General features: G+C 39.0%; 13 protein-coding genes. 2 read left to right on the forward strand and 11 right to left on the reverse strand.

The window, feature by feature from the left end:
* Positions 1–519: 519 nt before the first annotated feature.
* The 8 genes from CMT41_RS11470 to CMT41_RS11505 form a co-directional block, all read right to left on the reverse strand.
* The gene (locus CMT41_RS11470) at positions 520–1,464 is read right to left on the reverse strand and encodes an FAD:protein FMN transferase (protein WP_058027331.1); all 945 of its coding nucleotides are present in this window, start codon (positions 1,462–1,464) and stop codon (positions 520–522) included.
* Between the two features lie 117 nt (positions 1,465–1,581).
* The gene (locus CMT41_RS11475) at positions 1,582–3,438 is read right to left on the reverse strand and encodes a protein-disulfide reductase DsbD (protein ID WP_058027332.1); all 1,857 of its coding nucleotides are present in this window, start codon (positions 3,436–3,438) and stop codon (positions 1,582–1,584) included.
* Between the two features lie 103 nt (positions 3,439–3,541).
* Entirely contained in the window at positions 3,542–5,506 is a 1,965-nt protein-coding gene (locus CMT41_RS11480; protein ID WP_058027333.1) for a WD40 repeat domain-containing protein, read from the reverse strand.
* Between the two features lie 11 nt (positions 5,507–5,517).
* Positions 5,518–6,792, reverse strand: coding sequence for a DUF3570 domain-containing protein (locus tag CMT41_RS11485; RefSeq protein WP_058027334.1), 1,275 nt, complete (start codon positions 6,790–6,792; stop codon positions 5,518–5,520).
* A gap of 41 nt (positions 6,793–6,833) precedes the next feature.
* Positions 6,834–7,073, reverse strand: a complete 240-nt coding sequence (locus tag CMT41_RS11490; RefSeq protein ID WP_058027335.1) for a DUF4266 domain-containing protein — start codon at positions 7,071–7,073, stop codon at positions 6,834–6,836.
* Entirely contained in the window at positions 7,073–7,540 is a 468-nt protein-coding gene (locus CMT41_RS11495) for a TlpA family protein disulfide reductase (protein WP_058027336.1), read from the reverse strand. The genes CMT41_RS11490 and CMT41_RS11495 overlap by 1 nt, the downstream gene beginning before the upstream one ends.
* A 100-nt stretch (positions 7,541–7,640) precedes the next feature.
* Positions 7,641–10,730 (reverse strand): immunoglobulin-like domain-containing protein, encoded by a 3,090-nt coding sequence (locus tag CMT41_RS11500; RefSeq protein WP_058027337.1) that lies wholly within the window; start codon positions 10,728–10,730, stop codon positions 7,641–7,643.
* Positions 10,731–11,246: 516 nt separating this feature from the next.
* The gene (locus CMT41_RS11505) at positions 11,247–11,927 is read right to left on the reverse strand and encodes a substrate-binding periplasmic protein (protein ID WP_058027338.1); all 681 of its coding nucleotides are present in this window, start codon (positions 11,925–11,927) and stop codon (positions 11,247–11,249) included.
* Positions 11,928–12,259: 332 nt separating this feature from the next.
* Here CMT41_RS11505 and CMT41_RS11510 point away from each other — a divergent pair, with 332 nt between their 5' ends.
* On the forward strand, positions 12,260–12,871 hold the full coding sequence (locus CMT41_RS11510; protein WP_058027339.1) for a class I SAM-dependent methyltransferase: 612 nt from the start codon (positions 12,260–12,262) through the stop codon (positions 12,869–12,871).
* A gap of 585 nt (positions 12,872–13,456) precedes the next feature.
* Entirely contained in the window at positions 13,457–14,761 is a 1,305-nt protein-coding gene (locus tag CMT41_RS11515; protein ID WP_058028216.1) for an inosine/guanosine kinase, read from the forward strand.
* Positions 14,762–15,122: 361 nt separating this feature from the next.
* Here CMT41_RS11515 and CMT41_RS11520 read toward each other — a convergent pair whose 3' ends face one another.
* From CMT41_RS11520 to CMT41_RS11525, 3 genes are all read right to left on the reverse strand, one after another.
* Positions 15,123–15,497: an RNA-binding S4 domain-containing protein gene (locus CMT41_RS11520; protein ID WP_057181450.1), complete on the reverse strand. Its 375-nt coding sequence runs from the start codon at positions 15,495–15,497 to the stop codon at positions 15,123–15,125.
* 102 nt (positions 15,498–15,599) lie between these two features.
* The gene (locus CMT41_RS19175; protein ID WP_157466370.1) at positions 15,600–15,866 is read right to left on the reverse strand and encodes a hypothetical protein; all 267 of its coding nucleotides are present in this window, start codon (positions 15,864–15,866) and stop codon (positions 15,600–15,602) included.
* A gap of 75 nt (positions 15,867–15,941) precedes the next feature.
* Entirely contained in the window at positions 15,942–16,841 is a 900-nt protein-coding gene (locus CMT41_RS11525; protein WP_058027340.1) for a JmjC domain-containing protein, read from the reverse strand.
* Between the last annotated feature and the right edge of the window lie 220 nt (positions 16,842–17,061).

Genomic DNA, 17,061 nt, shown 5'->3' on the forward strand with positions numbered 1-17,061 from the left:
ATCAGTCGCTTTTAAAATGAATTATCCTTTACGTTTTCGGCACTATGTAGCAACCCATATGCTTAAAATTAAAGATAATTAAAGATGGCTGTCTTTGTTGTTTTTTTGTTGTTTTTTTTGTTATGTAGCAACCCATAAGCTTAAAATTAAAGATAATTAAAGATGGCTGTCTTTGTTGTTTTGCTATGTAGCAACCCATATGCTTAAAATTAAAGATGGCTGTCTTTGTTGTTTTTATTAATAAGCTTAAAATTAAAATTAAAGATAATTAAAGATGGCTGTCTTTGTTGTTTACCTTTTTGTTGTTTATTAATAAGCTTAAAATTAAAGATAATTAAAGATGGCTGTCTTTGTTGTTTTATTAAAGATGGCTGTCTTTGTTGTTTGTCTTAAAATTAAAGATAATTAAAGATGGCTGTCTTTGTTTTTTGCTTTTGTTGTTTGTTGTTTTCTGTTGTTTGCAAGTGAATTTGGATTAATGTCGATCTAAAAAAAGAGTCTTCTTAAGCAGAACTCAGGTTAATTGAAAATATTTTGATGCAACCTTAACTGTTCATCAATTAACACCACGTGAATTTCTGGGTCTATGGCTAAATTAGCATTGAGCATTAACGCCGTTGAATATATACCACTGGTTAATACTGACGATGAAATAACCGTAGCGGACAGTATTTTTGCGTTATTATCGGCATTACTTGCGGTACTGTTTTCTTCGCTGCTGTTATCGCTGTCTTTCTTGTTACTTTCATTACTAATAATATGAGAATAGCTTTTTCCTTCAACAACCCTGCTCCGTTCATAATGTGCTGACGTGGTTAAACCTTGATCCGTTAAGGTTAACATGGCGATATTCTGTTGTGGATTTTTGGGGTTTTTAATAGCGACAGTAAACGCTGTGTTATCGGGTTTTTTACCATTAACATAAATATCGCCACCAAAATTAATTAACGCTGACAAGCCTGCTTTTTTAGCAATGGCCCCGGCTTGGTCAACGGCATATTCTTTTATTACCCCACCGAGATCAATTTTCACATAGCGATTAGCAAAATGAATTTCACCGGGAGTTAACCACCATTTATCCGCGCCAATATAAGGTATTAAACGTTTTCTACAGTGTTCTATTTCGTCAATGCTGGCTAATTTGGCACATTGTTTTAAGGTACCCGTGGTGATATCAAAAATGTTATTGGTGTTCGCTGATAGGGCTTTTACTAAGCTTAATACCTGATGAGTTTCTGCATCTATTTTAACTACGGCGACGCTTCTGTTATTGATGGTACTAATAAAGGAGTTATCACTAAAAAAGTTATATTTCTGTTCTAATCGACGGGTGTTTTTTTCAATTAAATACGCAACCTTTTTGGCATCTTTGGCACGTTTTGCATAAAGTATAATTTCACAAGGTGTGGTCATGCAGGTAAATTGATGACAATGTTTTTTCGGCTGCTTATCGGTTGTTAACATGTGATTATTTATCTTGTTAGGAGCTGGGTGTTATTATTTTTAACGTTACCAATACAAAAGGTTATCACAGTAATATACCGCGATAACCTTTTTTGACTATAACATTATTATTCAAAGCTAGTTGTTATTAACTGCTTTTAAAACATGGGCATAAAATTTATCTGCTGCGGTATACCCCACAGTACGGTAACCCTTCTGCTCTTCGCCTTTGTCATTAAAAAACAATATCGCTGGCGGCCCTAAAATATTGAAATGTGCTAATAACGCGGCATCTATCTCATCATTTTCGGTCACATCAGCTTGTAAGGTGATGGTGTTGTTTAAGGCCTTTTTCACCTTGCTATCAGTAAAGGTTGTTTCTTCCATTTCAATACAAGCAATACACCAGTCCGCATAAAAATCTAACATAACCGTTTGATTATTCTGACTTGCTGTTGCTAGCGCTATATCCAGATCGTCAAGACTTTTTATGGTAGTAAAGTTAATGCCTTTATGGCTAACATTTTGCGCTACATTACTGCCGCCAGTGAAGGCTTTAAGTGGCGCTAACAGGTTGTTAGTACCACTAGCTACCCCAATAATAAGTAAAGAACCCACTAAGATGAAGACAAAACCACAGCTTTTCCAGAATAGCTGCCAAGGCGAGGTTTCTTTACTATGCTGCAGACCTGCACCGAGATAAATACCTGAGAAGATTAATAGCAAGGCCCATAAAAACTGCGTCACTAGCGGCGGTAATATTCTAGCCAATAACCATATTGCCACCGCGATCATCATCACACCAAAAGCTGACTTTACCGCCACCATCCATGCGCCTGCTTTTGGCATAATTTTACCAGCGGAGGTACCAATGACTAATAATGGCGCGCCCATACCTAAACCTAAGGCAAATAAAGCCGAGCCGCCCAACAAGACATTACCGGTTTGTCCTATATATATTAAGGCACCTATCAGTGGCGCGGTAACACAAGGGCCGACAATTAATGCGGACAGTATGCCCATAATGCCGGCACTGGCCAGCTTGCCACTTTCTTGTTTATTACTGATATTATTTAATTTCTCCTGTATTGACGCCGGCATTTGTAATTCATAAAAACCAAACATAGATAAAGACAACAAGACAAAGACAGCGGCAAAACTACTTAATATCCACGGGTTTTGAAACCATATTTGTAGATTGGTGCCGAACAATGCCGCTAAAATGCCAACAACCGTATAGGTTAATGCCATCGCTAATACATAGGTAAGTGATAGACTAAAGGCACGGCGAGTTGACAGCACCTTGCCTTGACCAATAATTATCCCCGATAAAATAGGGATCATAGGAAATACACAAGGGGTAAACGCTAATAATAAGCCGAAGCCAAAAAAGCTCAATAAGGTTAAGAAGTAATTATCTGCTGATAAACTTGCTGCGATAGTATCTTGCTCTGATAATAAAATAGCTGGCTTGACCGACGAACTGTTAATGTTTTTAACTTCTAACTCTTTTTCATCGCTAACTTGGCCAAGCTCACTCAGTAAATCTTTAATAGCTATGTGACTTTTAATTGGTGTATAACAGACACCCACATCAGCACAGCCTTGATAACGCACCTTAAGCAGCGCATGTTCAATATCACTCGGCTTACCTGTTAAAGGAAACTGCACGGTGATTTTATTTCTAAAAACCTCAACATCACCATAGGAAGCATCTGTTAACCGAGTACTGGCAGGAAAAACTCCGGCAGCAACCGTTACTGCTGATAGCGATGATGATGTTTTATCTGCGCTTATTTTTATACGCTTTTTATAAAGATAATAGCCATCTGCTATATCCCACTGAGCGATTAAAATATTCGGCGCTTTAAATGACGTTGAAAATTTAAAGGCCTTATTGGCCGGTAATAAATCTGCCTCATTCACCGCTAGTGTTATATGAGTGACGAATATCAGACATAAAAACAAACTGCTTTGAATTATGTTTTTTAACATGAAAAACCTCTTTAAAAACGAAAATATAGGCGATAAAAGACGCCACTTGCTAAATACTCCAAGTGCCATCTTTATATTTTATTGACTAACAAAAGTTGATGGTCTATGGTTTTCGATGAAGTTCAAACCAGGTTTGCACATCTATTTCATCGGTCACCGATGAAATATCAAGCACTTGCACACCATTTTTTATCGAGATAACCAGCTTGTTATTATCAACAAAAGCAATACTATTGATGGGTTTATTAACCAATGAATCACTGTCGACTTCCGTTTGGTAAACATCAATAAGTTTGGCTTCACCCTCAATGGCATACAACTCAAGACGACCATCCACCATAGCGATAGCGGCTAAAGTGCCATCAGCAGATATTTTAAAATCTTTAATACTTTTCACCACCGCCCATGATTTTTTCAACACCGGTTGAGCACGGGTGCTAATATCGTATATTGATAACACTTTACTATCACGTAAATACCAAGCAATGGTATTACCATCAGCTAAGACATTATATGACCGTGGGTAAACACTGCCCGTAGCGAAAAAACCAAGCTCTGCACCTGTGTTTATATCAACAATAGCAACGCCAACACGTGAGCCATATAAACTAGCAAATAAAGTATTTCCTAAGTTATCTAGCGCAACAGCGCGTACTTTTGAGTCAAAGGTTACGGTTTGCACCACACTAAAATCAGCGACATTTAATACCTTTGCTTGTTTATCTTCACCCGATAAGGCGATATACGTGCCATCATAAGAAATAGCACTATGATTTAAGCCAGCAAAACTAAAAAAGTCGGTGGTATTTTTAGAGTCTTCGGCAAAACGTTTATCGGTAATTAAGTGAGGGTTTGATAAGTCAGCGCGGTACAAACCAACACCAAGTTCACTACTGTCGCCTGAATATTTTTCAACACTCACCAGTACGTTTAAGGCATCAGGTGTGACCAGCAGCTGATTTACACTTTGTTCACTGGCCCCGGTAAATGCATCAATGTCATAACGCTCAGTTGGTGAGCCGGCAAAAAGGTTTAATGACAATGTTTCCGGTTTATCTTCACTCATATCCAAAACAATTAAGCGGTTATGATATTTTGATGCCACCACAGCTAAATTCTGCTGCACATGTACATCAACACTGCTTTCATCATCATGGGCTAAACCCCAAAATATGGCCGTAGCAGACAGTGACGCGGTGACCTTATTATCCAAATAGCTTTGTGCCTCTATATCAGCTTCAGTCACCACCACTTGATAACTATTGTTTTGTACCATGTTATCTAATACTGCGGCCGTTGCTTTGTAATGGCTAAGGTAGTTACTGCTACCAGCAAGCTCCTGCGCCAATAATAAACTGGCACTAATACTATTGGCTTGAATGCTAAGTTCACTATCCGCAAGCTCAATATAGTCTTGTCCTAGCAATAGTTCATCATTACCAAAAACCAAACTACTGGCTAACAGTTGCGCACGAGCGAACTCTGCTGAGCTTAAGCTAGTAGGATTAAAGACCATTTCGTTCATGGTTAGAGTGGTGAAGACCGAAATATTGATATTGTGATCAGTGCTGTTATCCGGAGCGGGGGCATATAAGGCCAGGGGCTGAGAGACTTGTTCACTATCGTCCTCATGTTGGACACTTAACGCCAATAATGGCGCTTTGTTGGCAATACTGCTGGCAAGTAGCGATGAATCAAAACTATATTGACCATTTTCATCGCTATACTCAATCGGTTCAATACCTTCATCACAAAGACCATTTCTATTAAGGTCAAAACACACTTGCGCGTTAGCCCAATAGCTGCTGGCAAAAACCCGCCCTGATACACCACCTTTATCTTGGTATGTGATTATCGGTGTTACCTCAGTAGCATCTTTTTCATTGATTGTGCCATCGGCTGAAAACGCCGTACCATCTGGTGTTGCACAGCTAATAGTGCTCGATATTTCTCCCGTACTTTCGAGCAAACAGCTTTGTGCTTGGTATTCACTTTCGGTACAGCCTGAAAGTAATAACACCTTGGATATCATGAGTGTTATTACACTCAATTTAAATGATTTTTTCATTCATATATTCTCTAATAATGATACTGTGCGCCAAAATTAACCCAAGCAAAGGTTAAGCCACTTGACTGCTGCTGATAGCCGGTAACAATATTCCAGGTGAGTTTATCGGTAGGTAAATATTCAACAGCAAATTGCACGGTCAAAGAGTCAAAATTACCTAATCGATGATCGGCAGAAGCGTAACCTGTTTCGTCAAAGACATAGTCGGTCGCGTCATGTGCTTTAAAGAAATTTGCTGCGCCTTGTCGGTAATAACGTAAAGCCGGCGACAAGCGAATAGTCTCAGTGACTTGGTGATAACTTTTCGACTCAATGGTATGAGAATCCACATCCCAACTGTCTTGATAAAATCGATAAGATATATGCCACTGGGTGTAATCATTAAGCTGGCTAACCGTTTGCGCCGAGATACCACCGGCTTTACGTTGCTCAGGTCGAGATTCTCTGGCTAAATAGTATTTAAAGTTAACCGGCGAACCTAAAGTAACTAATTCACCCTGGGTGACATTGATACGTCTAACGACATTAAAATAGGGATTCGATAAATGACCCTCTTCTGCCATATAGAAAACATTAAATTTACCAACCATGTGACTATTAAATACCTGGGTAATACCCACTTGATAATTGATTAACGAAAAATCATGCCATTTATCTATTGCATAGTCATACACTTCATTAGCCATGTAGGAAACACCAACCGTAATCGCCCGGTTTTTGCTAGTATCGGTATACATCATATATTCAGCCGAGATACCGGTATTGATAAAGTCACTTTCTTTTGAATAACTTACGCCAACACTTATCTCGTTGCGCATTTTCCGTGTTCGATAGGTATATAATAAGGCTGCTGAATTTCGGTGATCCTCTAACTCGACGTTACTGTAGGAAAAGTCATCTAAGTTGCTTGAACCATCGCCAATAATACCCGCTATGGCTCTGGTATCTCGACATAAGGTGTAATAATTACCCTCTTCATCAATACAAGATGATGCGCCAGTACTGGCATCAGAGGTAGCTGTTTGTGAAGCGCCTGAGACAGTATCCCAGGTAGGTGATGCACCTGAAATGGAATCCCAATCAAATTCGACATTTAAAGTATGATCCAGACCAAAGTCGTGCTCTATACTCATTTTTCCGTCTTGTACCTTAATACGATCATCATTTTCTTGATAAGTCTGCATTTGAATAGCGACTTTATTTTCGGCAACACTCGTTAACGGTATTACCGCACTAACGACTGAACTTACGATAAGCAAACTCAGTTTGGTATTATTTTTTTTCACGTTTTCAACTCCGTAGCACACGTTTTGCTAAGATGATGGTTTTAGTTACAGCCACAGCCGCCACCAGATACACCACCACCACCTTTAGTGGCCTCTTTAGAGGTGTAAATATGCTCATCAAATTTTTTAATCATCGGATTGGGTCCACCAAAACGCATGGTTTCCTGAGCCAAGGTGGCTTTTTGCCAAGGTTTTACTTCCTCTATGGTTGAACAGGCGGAACAAACAAAACAAGCCAAGATAATGGCTAAGCTTTTAGTGGCTTTTATCGACGACAACATTAAATTATCACCTTGAGTTTTGCTAAATCAGCTTTAATCTTTTCATCGATATTATCGACCGCGCCAATGCGCTTACCGACAATTTTATTGTCGATAACATAATACAAAGCCGGCATACCAATAGGAGAAAACTCGGCAATAAGGCTTTGGTCAGTGTCATTAATTACCGGGAAGTCGATAGCAAGTTCTTGCTGGAAAGCTAAACCCTCCTCCAGCTCTTCATCGACATCAATGCCGATAACATACGTTTTTTGTTCGGTATCTGCTTTAATAAATTTTTTCATGTCGGGAATTTCTTTCGCACAGGAAGCACACCAAGAAGCAAAAAAGTCAACAACACCCACTTTGCCAGCGGGAATGTTAAGTATTTGTTGTGCTTTTTTACTGATGGTATCGCCAATTTCATGGCTGACTGCGAAGTTAATAGGTAGTAGTGATAACATCAAAACAAGGGGGATAGTTTTCATTTTACTCGCCTTTCAATGGAGACTGTTAATAAGAGATTTATAACGAAGAAATAAAAAGCAGAGTTAGTGAAGTCACTTACTCTGCTTTATCTGGGTTAAATTATTCCGTAGGAATGACTACTGCACTTAACCATCGACCTTTATTATCGCCACTTCTAATACGGTTACTGTAGATCACCGTATCACCATCACCAGAGACTGCCATTCGGTTTGGTCCGTCACCTTCAGTAGTCAGCGAAAATGCCACTTCGGTTAAGCTACCATCAGCCGCTATCTCTAGTTGGTAAACACCGGTTAACGCCGCGTCTTTTGTCCTTTGCACGGGTAGGAAAAGGTAGTTGCTACCATTTAATGCTCTGCCTACTGCGCCGTAGATCCGACCTCCGGTGCCGGTGTAAAACATTTGTCGAGAAGATTCATCAAGGCTTTCATTAAAGCTAACCACATTGCCATCATAATCAGTAATAAAGACAAAACCATTGAAGTACCAAACTCGCGCAATTTCCTCAACTGTGGCTGAGGCACTAGACCCGTCAGCAGCCGACATAATTATTTTATTTTCACTATCACGTTGGTACACACGACTAGCGTCATCATTAATTGCCGGCGGACCATATGTTTTATAGTCAGCTGCTGCCATCTCAATGGTATTGCTTAACTCGACTTCACCCGTGTCACCTAAGCTATAAATTTCAGCGATATAACTACCGTCTGCTTTTTCAATCATAACGGCAGCGATAGATTGCTCAGTATTAAAACCAGCTTTAAGCGGTGTACCGGTAGTAATATCAATACTCGTCGTTACCGTATCCGCTAACACACCAGCATCATCAAGGGCTACGGTAAATATTCTCGCTTGTCCGTCAGTATCATCAAGCGCGGCACTAATACCTACGGCATAACTTTTGTGTATTCCTACACCGACCAAAGATTCAAAATCCGCATAGATTCTTGGCGCTGAAGGTGTGCCAGAAACAAGGCTTAGTTCGCTATTGATTAATTTTAAGCTAACAAAACCATAGACATCGTCATCATTTTTAACCGGTGAAATACTGATATCACCATCGTAGTTAACGGCCATATATTGTGAACTGTGATCTGCCATAAAGACTGAGTGTGCCGCGGGTAAGCTCGCGGGTGTTTGACGAATACTGACAGCAAAATCTTTGCTAGCTGATTCAGAGATATTGCGGAAATTAAAGCTAAGACTAGCGGTTAATATACCCGTTTCATCGCCTGAACCATTGTGAGGACGAGTTACCGTGCCAATTTCTGGGCTGTCATCATTTATTGCATCAGCAGTATTAATACTGGTTGTGGTTGAAGACCAAACAATAGCAGAGCCTGCACCGCCATCAATTTCAGCGGTTAAGCTAAGATCAGAAACAATAGCCGTTAACGAACCACCACGATAAAGATTACCGGCAATAATGGCGGCTTTATCCAGTGCTATTGCAGCTGTTGGTGAGATAACGTCGCCAACAGCATATTTAGTTATCTGGTTAAAACCACGACCAGCCGCAAAAATATTGCCATATTGATCGACGCTTGCCACACGAAGACGCTCATCGGCAACAAATTTTGCCGAGACACCTAAGTCGATAGCATTTAAGTCAAAGACCCACACTTCATAACTGTCTGAAGCAAATATTGCGTATTGATTATCCGCAGTAACCTCACCATAAAAGACATCACTGGCTAAGGGTAGTTCATCGGTTAACACCATGTTTTCTAGATCAATTAACGTCGCATAATCATCTAAATAACCCAGTGCTTTAGTACCGTCATGATAAAATTTCAACTGACTAAACGAGGTCGTTAATTCAAAAGAAGCTTCAATTTCATTAGTGCTGACATTTATTTTGTAAAAGCTACTTGCTACCGCGACGACCACAGGATCAGCCGTATCATCAGCGGCAATACTTTCAGTGATCGCGTAAATGTAAGTGCCGTCAGGTGAAAAGAACTGGCTATCAATATTGCTTAAACCACCCGCGTCTGCAGCCGCTACCGTTGCACCGGTATCAGTTAAATCTAAATTTAATATTAAGGTAACGTCTCTATCTCGGTCTTCAACATAAATTTTATCGCCAACGATTTCAAAATCACCAATAAAAGCACTGGCATAGCGTAAAACAGATGAATCGTTGTAATCAGCAAAGCTGCCATCATCATTTATTTGTACACGGAATAAACCGTATTTATCATCATTGTCGTTACCGATTGCGTCCTCATTACGTGGACGAATATTAATATAAACATATTGCCCATCAGTAGATGCCACTGCACCGCGTAACCTATGTTCACTGGCTCCAGTAACACCATCAATTTCGTAACGTTCACCATCTACCGCTGCAAAAAGACCATTAGCCGCAATAACAGGGGTATCACCACTAGTATCAATTATCATTAAGCCATTATGGTAATGCATGGTCATAGCCGTTAAATTACGACCCGCTAATGGCATGATAAAATCAGGTGTTTCATCACCATCAGATTGTTGCCAAGTAAGCTCGGTTCCGCTTAATTGGTTATCACGTTTAGCAATAGACTCAGCATTAATTTGATCTGCCGTGACGGTAACCTCAAAAGTTTCGCTCGCGACAACTTCATCAATAACGGCAGCAATAGCTTTAGCTGTGTGTGCTGTCGGTGCTACAACGAGTGCCGCTTTAATTGAAGCTTGTAGTTGGCTTGCTTGGTCTACAGCAAAACTGCCATCGGTTTCAAGGCTCAATTTTTCTTGGATATAGCTCGCCGCTAAATTAGCATCACCAGCAACCGTTGGGTTAAACAATATTTCATTACTAATTATCGTACCGTAAGCCGTAATGATGGTAGTAGTGGGCGCTGCGATAAATAAACTGCCATCGTTAAGCTCAAGTAAGCGTGAATATTCATCAGAATAAAAATCTTCCGGTATTTCGCCAGCAGAAAAATCTGCTTTACTTGGCTCATTGCTATCACATTGACCATTATTATTTTGATCAATACAAAGTAAACCACTTGCTAATGTTGGGTTTAAATCCACCTCAACAACAGCGCTCTTAACCACAGTATTCTTAACATCAGGGTTTTCAGTACTGCTGCCACAACCGCTAAGTACTAAGGTACTGGTAGCTAAAATAATTGATATTTGTACTGAGATTTTATTTTTTTTTATCCTTGATAACACACTTATTTTTCCCATTACTGCCTTCTCCATATGTTGTTTTTAATAGTTTTAACTATAAATCCATGTTTATTTTTGCAGTAGCATACCTACTAATCACCACTAGATCAAATAAGAATCATTATCATTTTCATTTACTTTAGGAAAGGTTGGCAATTAACTTTTTAAATATAAATCATGCGATAAAGGAATTAGTCTAAAAATATGATGGTGATAAAAGGTGAAGTAATTCGGATTATATTTTGTATTGATAAAATGCTGGCTAAGGATAAGCGACACATTCGGGGCTAAGATTATGCCATTTATACTAGAGCAGACGTTAAAAGATCATCCATGGGGTTGGACAAAAACACTTCAACTTAACTTAGCGCTCATGAATATAACTTAAGGAGTTAACTAGAGTTAACTAGGACAGCCACCGTTATAGGAGTTAACTAGGACAGCCACCGTTATGACAACATTAGCGCATGTTGAATTCATGAGCGAATTCAACCTGAAAATTGAATTCGGCTCATGTGCTGTCAACAAGTGACGTTATAACGGAGGTTGAATAAAGCCTAGATATTTATTTATTACTGCCCTATCTTTTCCCTGACTTTGGTAAAGCAAAAATTGTTTATCAAACTCACCTCTTAGTTTTTTATCATGAAAACCGACATGGGCTTTAACTTCGGAGAATAATAGAAAATTATCAATTCCTGCAACAGTAAAATCTTCTGTCGGGTTTTTCTTAAGATATTCTTGTAAATAATAATAAAAAATATAGTAATCCAAAACCACAACGTCACACCTTGCTTTGATTAACATTTCTGGAAATTTTGACATGTCATGCAGTTCAAGATAGCTTTTAAACGTTGAAATTTTGACAAACTCGTCGCCAAAATAACCGGCCGCACCTTGAAAAGTAACTAACCTTACACCAGCTAAATCCGAAATTTTATTAAATTGAAAATGACTCTTCTTTAAACTAAAAGCTATCGGACGATAATTTATAATAGGTACAGAAAAAAACAACTTGGCGGTATCTTTCTGAAAAAATGTTGGCAAAAACAAATCAGCTTTCTTATGCTCAACTTGACGCATTGTTCGCTTTAAGGGGGCAAAACCAAGCTTAACCGTATGGCCCATTATTTGTAAGACCTCCCGAGCAATATCAACATCGATGCCGCTATTTGTGGCAGCAATCATATGCGGCGGTCCATCATCAGTTAACATCAACAACTCTTTAGCGACTAATGGTATGGATAAAATTGTGAATGTTAATAGAGCAATAAGGCTACTGAACTTTAAGGTATTTTTAAACATTTGATTTTAATTTAACAGGACAAAATTAAGTTTACGACTTGGCAGTAATTATAACTCAATTTTTATCCTTTAGTGGTTAGCGCTGCAATATCTAGCCATTAATTTAATCAAGATTTAGCATGGTATGAAAGCAGCTTAGTCAGAGGTAAGGTACGCCATTATCACTACGGACAAATAGCTGTTTTTGCTTTAACATACTAGTTAGTCTGGTCGGTAAACGTCATAAAAAATGAGGGATAGCAATGAAAAGCAAACAAGAGCACTGGGATGAGATTTTTTCAGCAAAACAAGATACTGAGCTCGGCTGGTATGAAGACGACTTATCCCAAACGCTGAATTTGCTAAATAATATAGCTATTTCTGCCAGCTCAACATTGTTCTTAGCCGGTGCGGGCACTTCCAAGCTAGTGGATGAACTACTAAAAACCAAGGCGAAATTACTGGTCAATGATATTAGCGCCAAGGCTTTAGAACAGTTATCTCAAAGGCTGGATACAAGTCAATGCCAATATTTACACCATGATTTAAGCCAAAGTTTTGATGAAAGTTTTGCTGTCGATGTTTGGATTGATCGCGCTGTATTGCACTTTCTCCTCACTGAAGAGCAAATTACCCGCTACTTTGACAACCTAAAAAACACCGTCAAATGTGGCGGCTATGTGTTATTGGCAGAATTCTCCAGTACAGGCGCAACCCATTGCGCCGGATTAACTGTGCACAGATACTCTACAGATGAAATGCAAACAAGACTAGGAGACAAGTTTGAGCTCATCGAAAGCAAGGAATATGTCTTTGTTAATCCTTTCCAGCAAGAAATGCCTTATATATATGCACTATTTAAACGTACTATTTAAAAGTAACTCACCTTATCTTGGCGTTAACTCGTCAACATTGCCTCGTTGATAAACGCCATATTATAAAATGTAGGATACACGTATATAGTACTTAGCTAATGATAGGCAAAAAGATAAAGCAAGTATGCCGTAGTTAAAATGATTGTTCATAATATAACGTCCGATAACTTTTATTTAATCTATCTTATCTTTCATTCCTTACTTTGCTATTTTGATATCCATTATTACTGAACACACGACGCTGCTCTTTATAAAATATTGTTAGCGCTATTAGCGCGGGTAAAGCATTTCCGCGGTGCAATTAAAGCTTTAATCTTAAATTATAGTAAAAAATAACCTATATCTATAAGGGTTACTTTAAAGTTGATAATTGACAAAGAGCAAGGCTATGCCAATAGTGAGGTGACTTGCAGGGCTTTATTCAAGATATGAAGATTAATTAGCCCGTTTGTGGATGTGCCCTTTCTTTTTACCTTTCTACCCTCTTCTACCTATCTTCTTTGTTAGCTTTCTTGTTTTTTTATTGGTAGTTGCTTCGCTTGTTAAGTTATAATCCACCTTCCCGAACTCATGAATACTATTGCAATGAAATTTCCAGGCCGTCGCCAACATAAACATTATTTTCCGGTTGAGAATAAAACCCCACTTACCAATAAAGTTAACTCTGAGCCTAAATTAGCGCGTAGCTATATTGTTGGTATAGATCAAATACTTGTTGATATTGAGGCCAAAGTTGATGATGAATTCTTAACTGAGTTTTCCCTTAAACGGGGGATGTCCCAGGTTATCACTGACGAAGTTACTCATCGTTTATACCAAAGGTTAAAAAACGAGCAATTAATCAACTATGAGTTTGCCGGCGGTACCATAGGCAATACTATGCATAATTACTCAGTACTAGCTGATGACAGGTCGGTGTTGTTGGGTGTGATGTCAAAAAACATGCAAGTGGGCGACTATGCCTATCGCTTTGTCAGCAATACCTCTTCTCGTGTCGATTTAAATTACTTGCAACCCGTAGATGGCCCAATCGGCCGTTGCTTTACCTTAATCGATGATACCGGTGAAAGAACCTTCGCGATTAATGCCGGCTTAATAAATAAGCTAAAACCTGAATCAATTGATGAATCCTTAATTAGTAATGCCGCTGCTTTGGTTATTAGTTCGTATTTAATGCGTACTGAAGAAGGCGATACCATGACACAAGCGACCCTTAAAGCAGTAGAGTGTGCCAATAAGGCCGGTGTGCCGGTAGTTTTAACCCTAGGCACCAAGTTCCTTATTGAAAAAGAACCTGAGTTCTGGCGAAAATTTGTCAAAGACCATGTCAATATTCTTGCCATGAATGAAGATGAAGCGCAAGCCATAACCGGTATTACCGACCCATTAAAAGCCGCGGATGCTTGTTTAGACTGGGTAGATTTAGTAATTTGTACCGCAGGCCCAGAAGGTTTATTTATGGCGGGCTATGTCGATGAACAGCATAAAAGAGCCACTGAATACCCGCTACTATCTGGCGCTATAGCTGACTTTAATCGCTATGAGTATTCACGACCAATGCTATTAAAGGATTGTGTTAATCCGGTGAGAATATATACCCATACTGCACCTTATATGGGTGGACCAGATAATATTAAAAATACCAATGGTGCCGGTGATGCGGCCCTTGCTGCCGTGTTACACGACCTAAGTGCTAATGTTTATCATAAAATGAATGTTGATGATTCCAGCAAACATTTGCAGCCAGCGATGACGTATTCATCGTTATCACAAATCAGCAAGTATGCTAATCGCGTTAGTTTTGAAATACTGATGCAGCACTCACCTCGGTTATCACGAGGCTTACCTGAACGAGAAGATAGCCTAGAGCAGGCATATTGGGCATTGTAAGTATTTATTCTCCGTGCAACTGGGGTTTTACTGTTAGCCTAGCAAAGCCCTGCCCTCAAATAACTTCAAAGACTAATTTCAAAGGCAATCCTATGGTATTTTATTGCACAAATTAGTTATCGCTCTATTCATCACTTTGTTTAGCTCTGTTGAGCTTTTGTTACCGAGATAATAAAGGGGGAGAAGCAATCCTCAGCAACCGCCTATAATTTAGCTGGTTATACACTTAAAGAGTTGCGGGATTATTGGTTTTCATTATTCACCGGTGAGTCAGATTGTCGTAAAAGACAAGACCTGACCCTCATGTGCGATTAATTTTAAATGACGGTAAAAATTTAACGACTAATTAAAGTGAAATAGACTATTTTTTCGAGCGTTCGTTCGATGCTTCAGTAACAGCTTTTGATGAAATAACCCGCGCTTCGCTTTTAGCTTTGTTTTTAGCTCTTTGTTTCTTTTTTGAATTTTTACTTACTGAAACTACAGTACTAATAAACTCTGCTGATTTGTTGGTGGGATTATAAGCGACCTCAATAATTTGACCGTTATATTTGATAATATCGCCGTGGCGAATTTTTTTACGCTTTTGAACTTCAACTTCATTATTGACTAAAACCTTACCTTCACTGATCATAGTTTTAGCTTCGCCGTCACCGCCAACCATTTTGGCAATTTTGAGTAATTTACAAAGTTCTATCGGTTGAACACAAATGTCGAAAATTGAGTGTGCAGACATGAAATACGCCTAATAATTTTAAATAATAATATTGTTAAATTCTAACATATATTACGGTTATTGAATAAAACTAAAACGTTAAGCGACTGTCCTTATTAATTGTTAATTATTAGCCAAGGTATGGCTGTGCCCTTTTTCCTTTTTTCCTTGGTAGAAAAAACATGGATCTTCGATCAGACACTCGAAGATGACGGCTAAGTAGCGAACCTCGTCATTGCCGAAGTAGCAAACAGCGTCATTACCAAAGGAGCGAACATCGTCATTGCCGAAGTGGCGAACAGCGTCATTGCCGAAGGGGCGAACCTCGTCATTGCCGAAGTGGCGAACCTCGTCATTCCCGAAGTGTCTGATCGGGAATCCAGAAATCAAGTTGTAGGCAACAAAAAATAACCTTAAGCAATCACCTAAGTTACTGATAAAAACCAGTAACTTTCAATTTTTTAGTTATAGCTCTTGATGCTCAGTAATGTCTAAGAAATCAACCGCATTCCAATTCTTAACATCGGCACTTAAACCATTGAGAAGTTTGTTGAATTCACTGTTGTGAGTACCCTTGTCATCGATAATTACCGTCTCCCGCCACTGCTCAGAATGAGAGAGTTTTTCTCTTAAGGCCGTAGTCGCAATATCAATCCAAGTCGGCGGTGTAAAAGTAAAATTAAACGAAACAGCATCGGTCACGGCTTCAGTCATATGCCAAACTCCTCGTGGTACGAAGAGAATTGAGCCCGGTTCTAATATGTATTCAGTACAATCTGCGGGGAATGATTGTGGAAATTCTTTAGCGCTATAACGTCCTAGTTCATCATCAACAGGATGCCCGATCACATGACGAGTCATTGGATTGTTAATGGTGTTATTTTCTGCTAACCACCATTTTTTTGTTCCTTCTAATTGAAGAACAAAATTAAAATTCTGATCGAAATGAGGAGCATTTCCTTTGCCCGCTGGTGTTGCGTAGACTAAGTTTCTAACATAGGTCAACTCAGAGAAGCCAATGTCTCTTCTAATTTGCTGATTCCACAGATCAAACTCAGGAATTATTCTATTGACGTCATTAAAGAGAATGCAGCTGCCATTCTTATATTCATGGAGAGCGTCTTCAGGAGGGATTGAGGTCTTTGAAATTTCATCGGCAATCTTTGGGTGAAATACATCAACAGTGTCGCGCCAACAGGCGGCAAGGCTTTCAACAGAATCAAGAAATGGCAAACTCATTAAATCTTTAAGGGCTTCGGTATTACCATGGGATATAAAAGGTGTTTTAGACTTGAGTAACTTTAAAAATTCTTCTCTGGTATTATCGCCAATAAGTGACTTTAGATTGATTTCGGTATTGCTCATATTTAATTTACGTAATTTAATGCTCGATGAGGTGAATTATCTCATGAAATAAACACGATGAATATCTCTACTCGATCAAAACAAGTTTGAAGAAATATACAATTTAGCGAGGGCTAGGCAAGTAACTTTTTACCCGCAGATAGCTTCGTTCGCAAAAAACAACAGACACCCACCCCCAAAAACAATAAATTAACATTATCCATTATCCATTATTGTCAAT

The sequence above is a fragment of the Colwellia sp. MT41 genome, assembly GCF_001444365.1.
GTDB classification, from domain to species: domain Bacteria; phylum Pseudomonadota; class Gammaproteobacteria; order Enterobacterales; family Alteromonadaceae; genus Colwellia; species Colwellia marinimaniae.

Bases quoted from the DNA above. Each gene is read 5' to 3' on its own strand.
- CMT41_RS11505 (WP_058027338.1), bottom strand. From the start codon at position 11,927: ATGTTAACTGATGATGGACCGCCGCATATGATTGCTGCCACAAATAGC.
- CMT41_RS11495 (WP_058027336.1), bottom strand. From the start codon at position 7,540: ATGAAAACTATCCCCCTTGTTTTGATGTTATCACTACTACCTATTAAC.
- CMT41_RS11475 (WP_058027332.1), bottom strand. From the start codon at position 3,438: ATGTTAAAAAACATAATTCAAAGCAGTTTGTTTTTATGTCTGATATTC.
- CMT41_RS11480 (WP_058027333.1), bottom strand. From the start codon at position 5,506: ATGAAAAAATCATTTAAATTGAGTGTAATAACACTCATGATATCCAAG.
- CMT41_RS11515 (WP_058028216.1), top strand. From the start codon at position 13,457: ATGAAATTTCCAGGCCGTCGCCAACATAAACATTATTTTCCGGTTGAG.
- CMT41_RS11525 (WP_058027340.1), bottom strand. From the start codon at position 16,841: ATGAGCAATACCGAAATCAATCTAAAGTCACTTATTGGCGATAATACC.
- CMT41_RS11470 (WP_058027331.1), bottom strand. From the start codon at position 1,464: ATGTTAACAACCGATAAGCAGCCGAAAAAACATTGTCATCAATTTACC.
- CMT41_RS11520 (WP_057181450.1), bottom strand. From the start codon at position 15,497: ATGTCTGCACACTCAATTTTCGACATTTGTGTTCAACCGATAGAACTT.
- CMT41_RS11490 (WP_058027335.1), bottom strand. From the start codon at position 7,073: ATGTTGTCGTCGATAAAAGCCACTAAAAGCTTAGCCATTATCTTGGCT.
- CMT41_RS11500 (WP_058027337.1), bottom strand. From the start codon at position 10,730: ATGGGAAAAATAAGTGTGTTATCAAGGATAAAAAAAAATAAAATCTCA.
- CMT41_RS11510 (WP_058027339.1), top strand. From the start codon at position 12,260: ATGAAAAGCAAACAAGAGCACTGGGATGAGATTTTTTCAGCAAAACAA.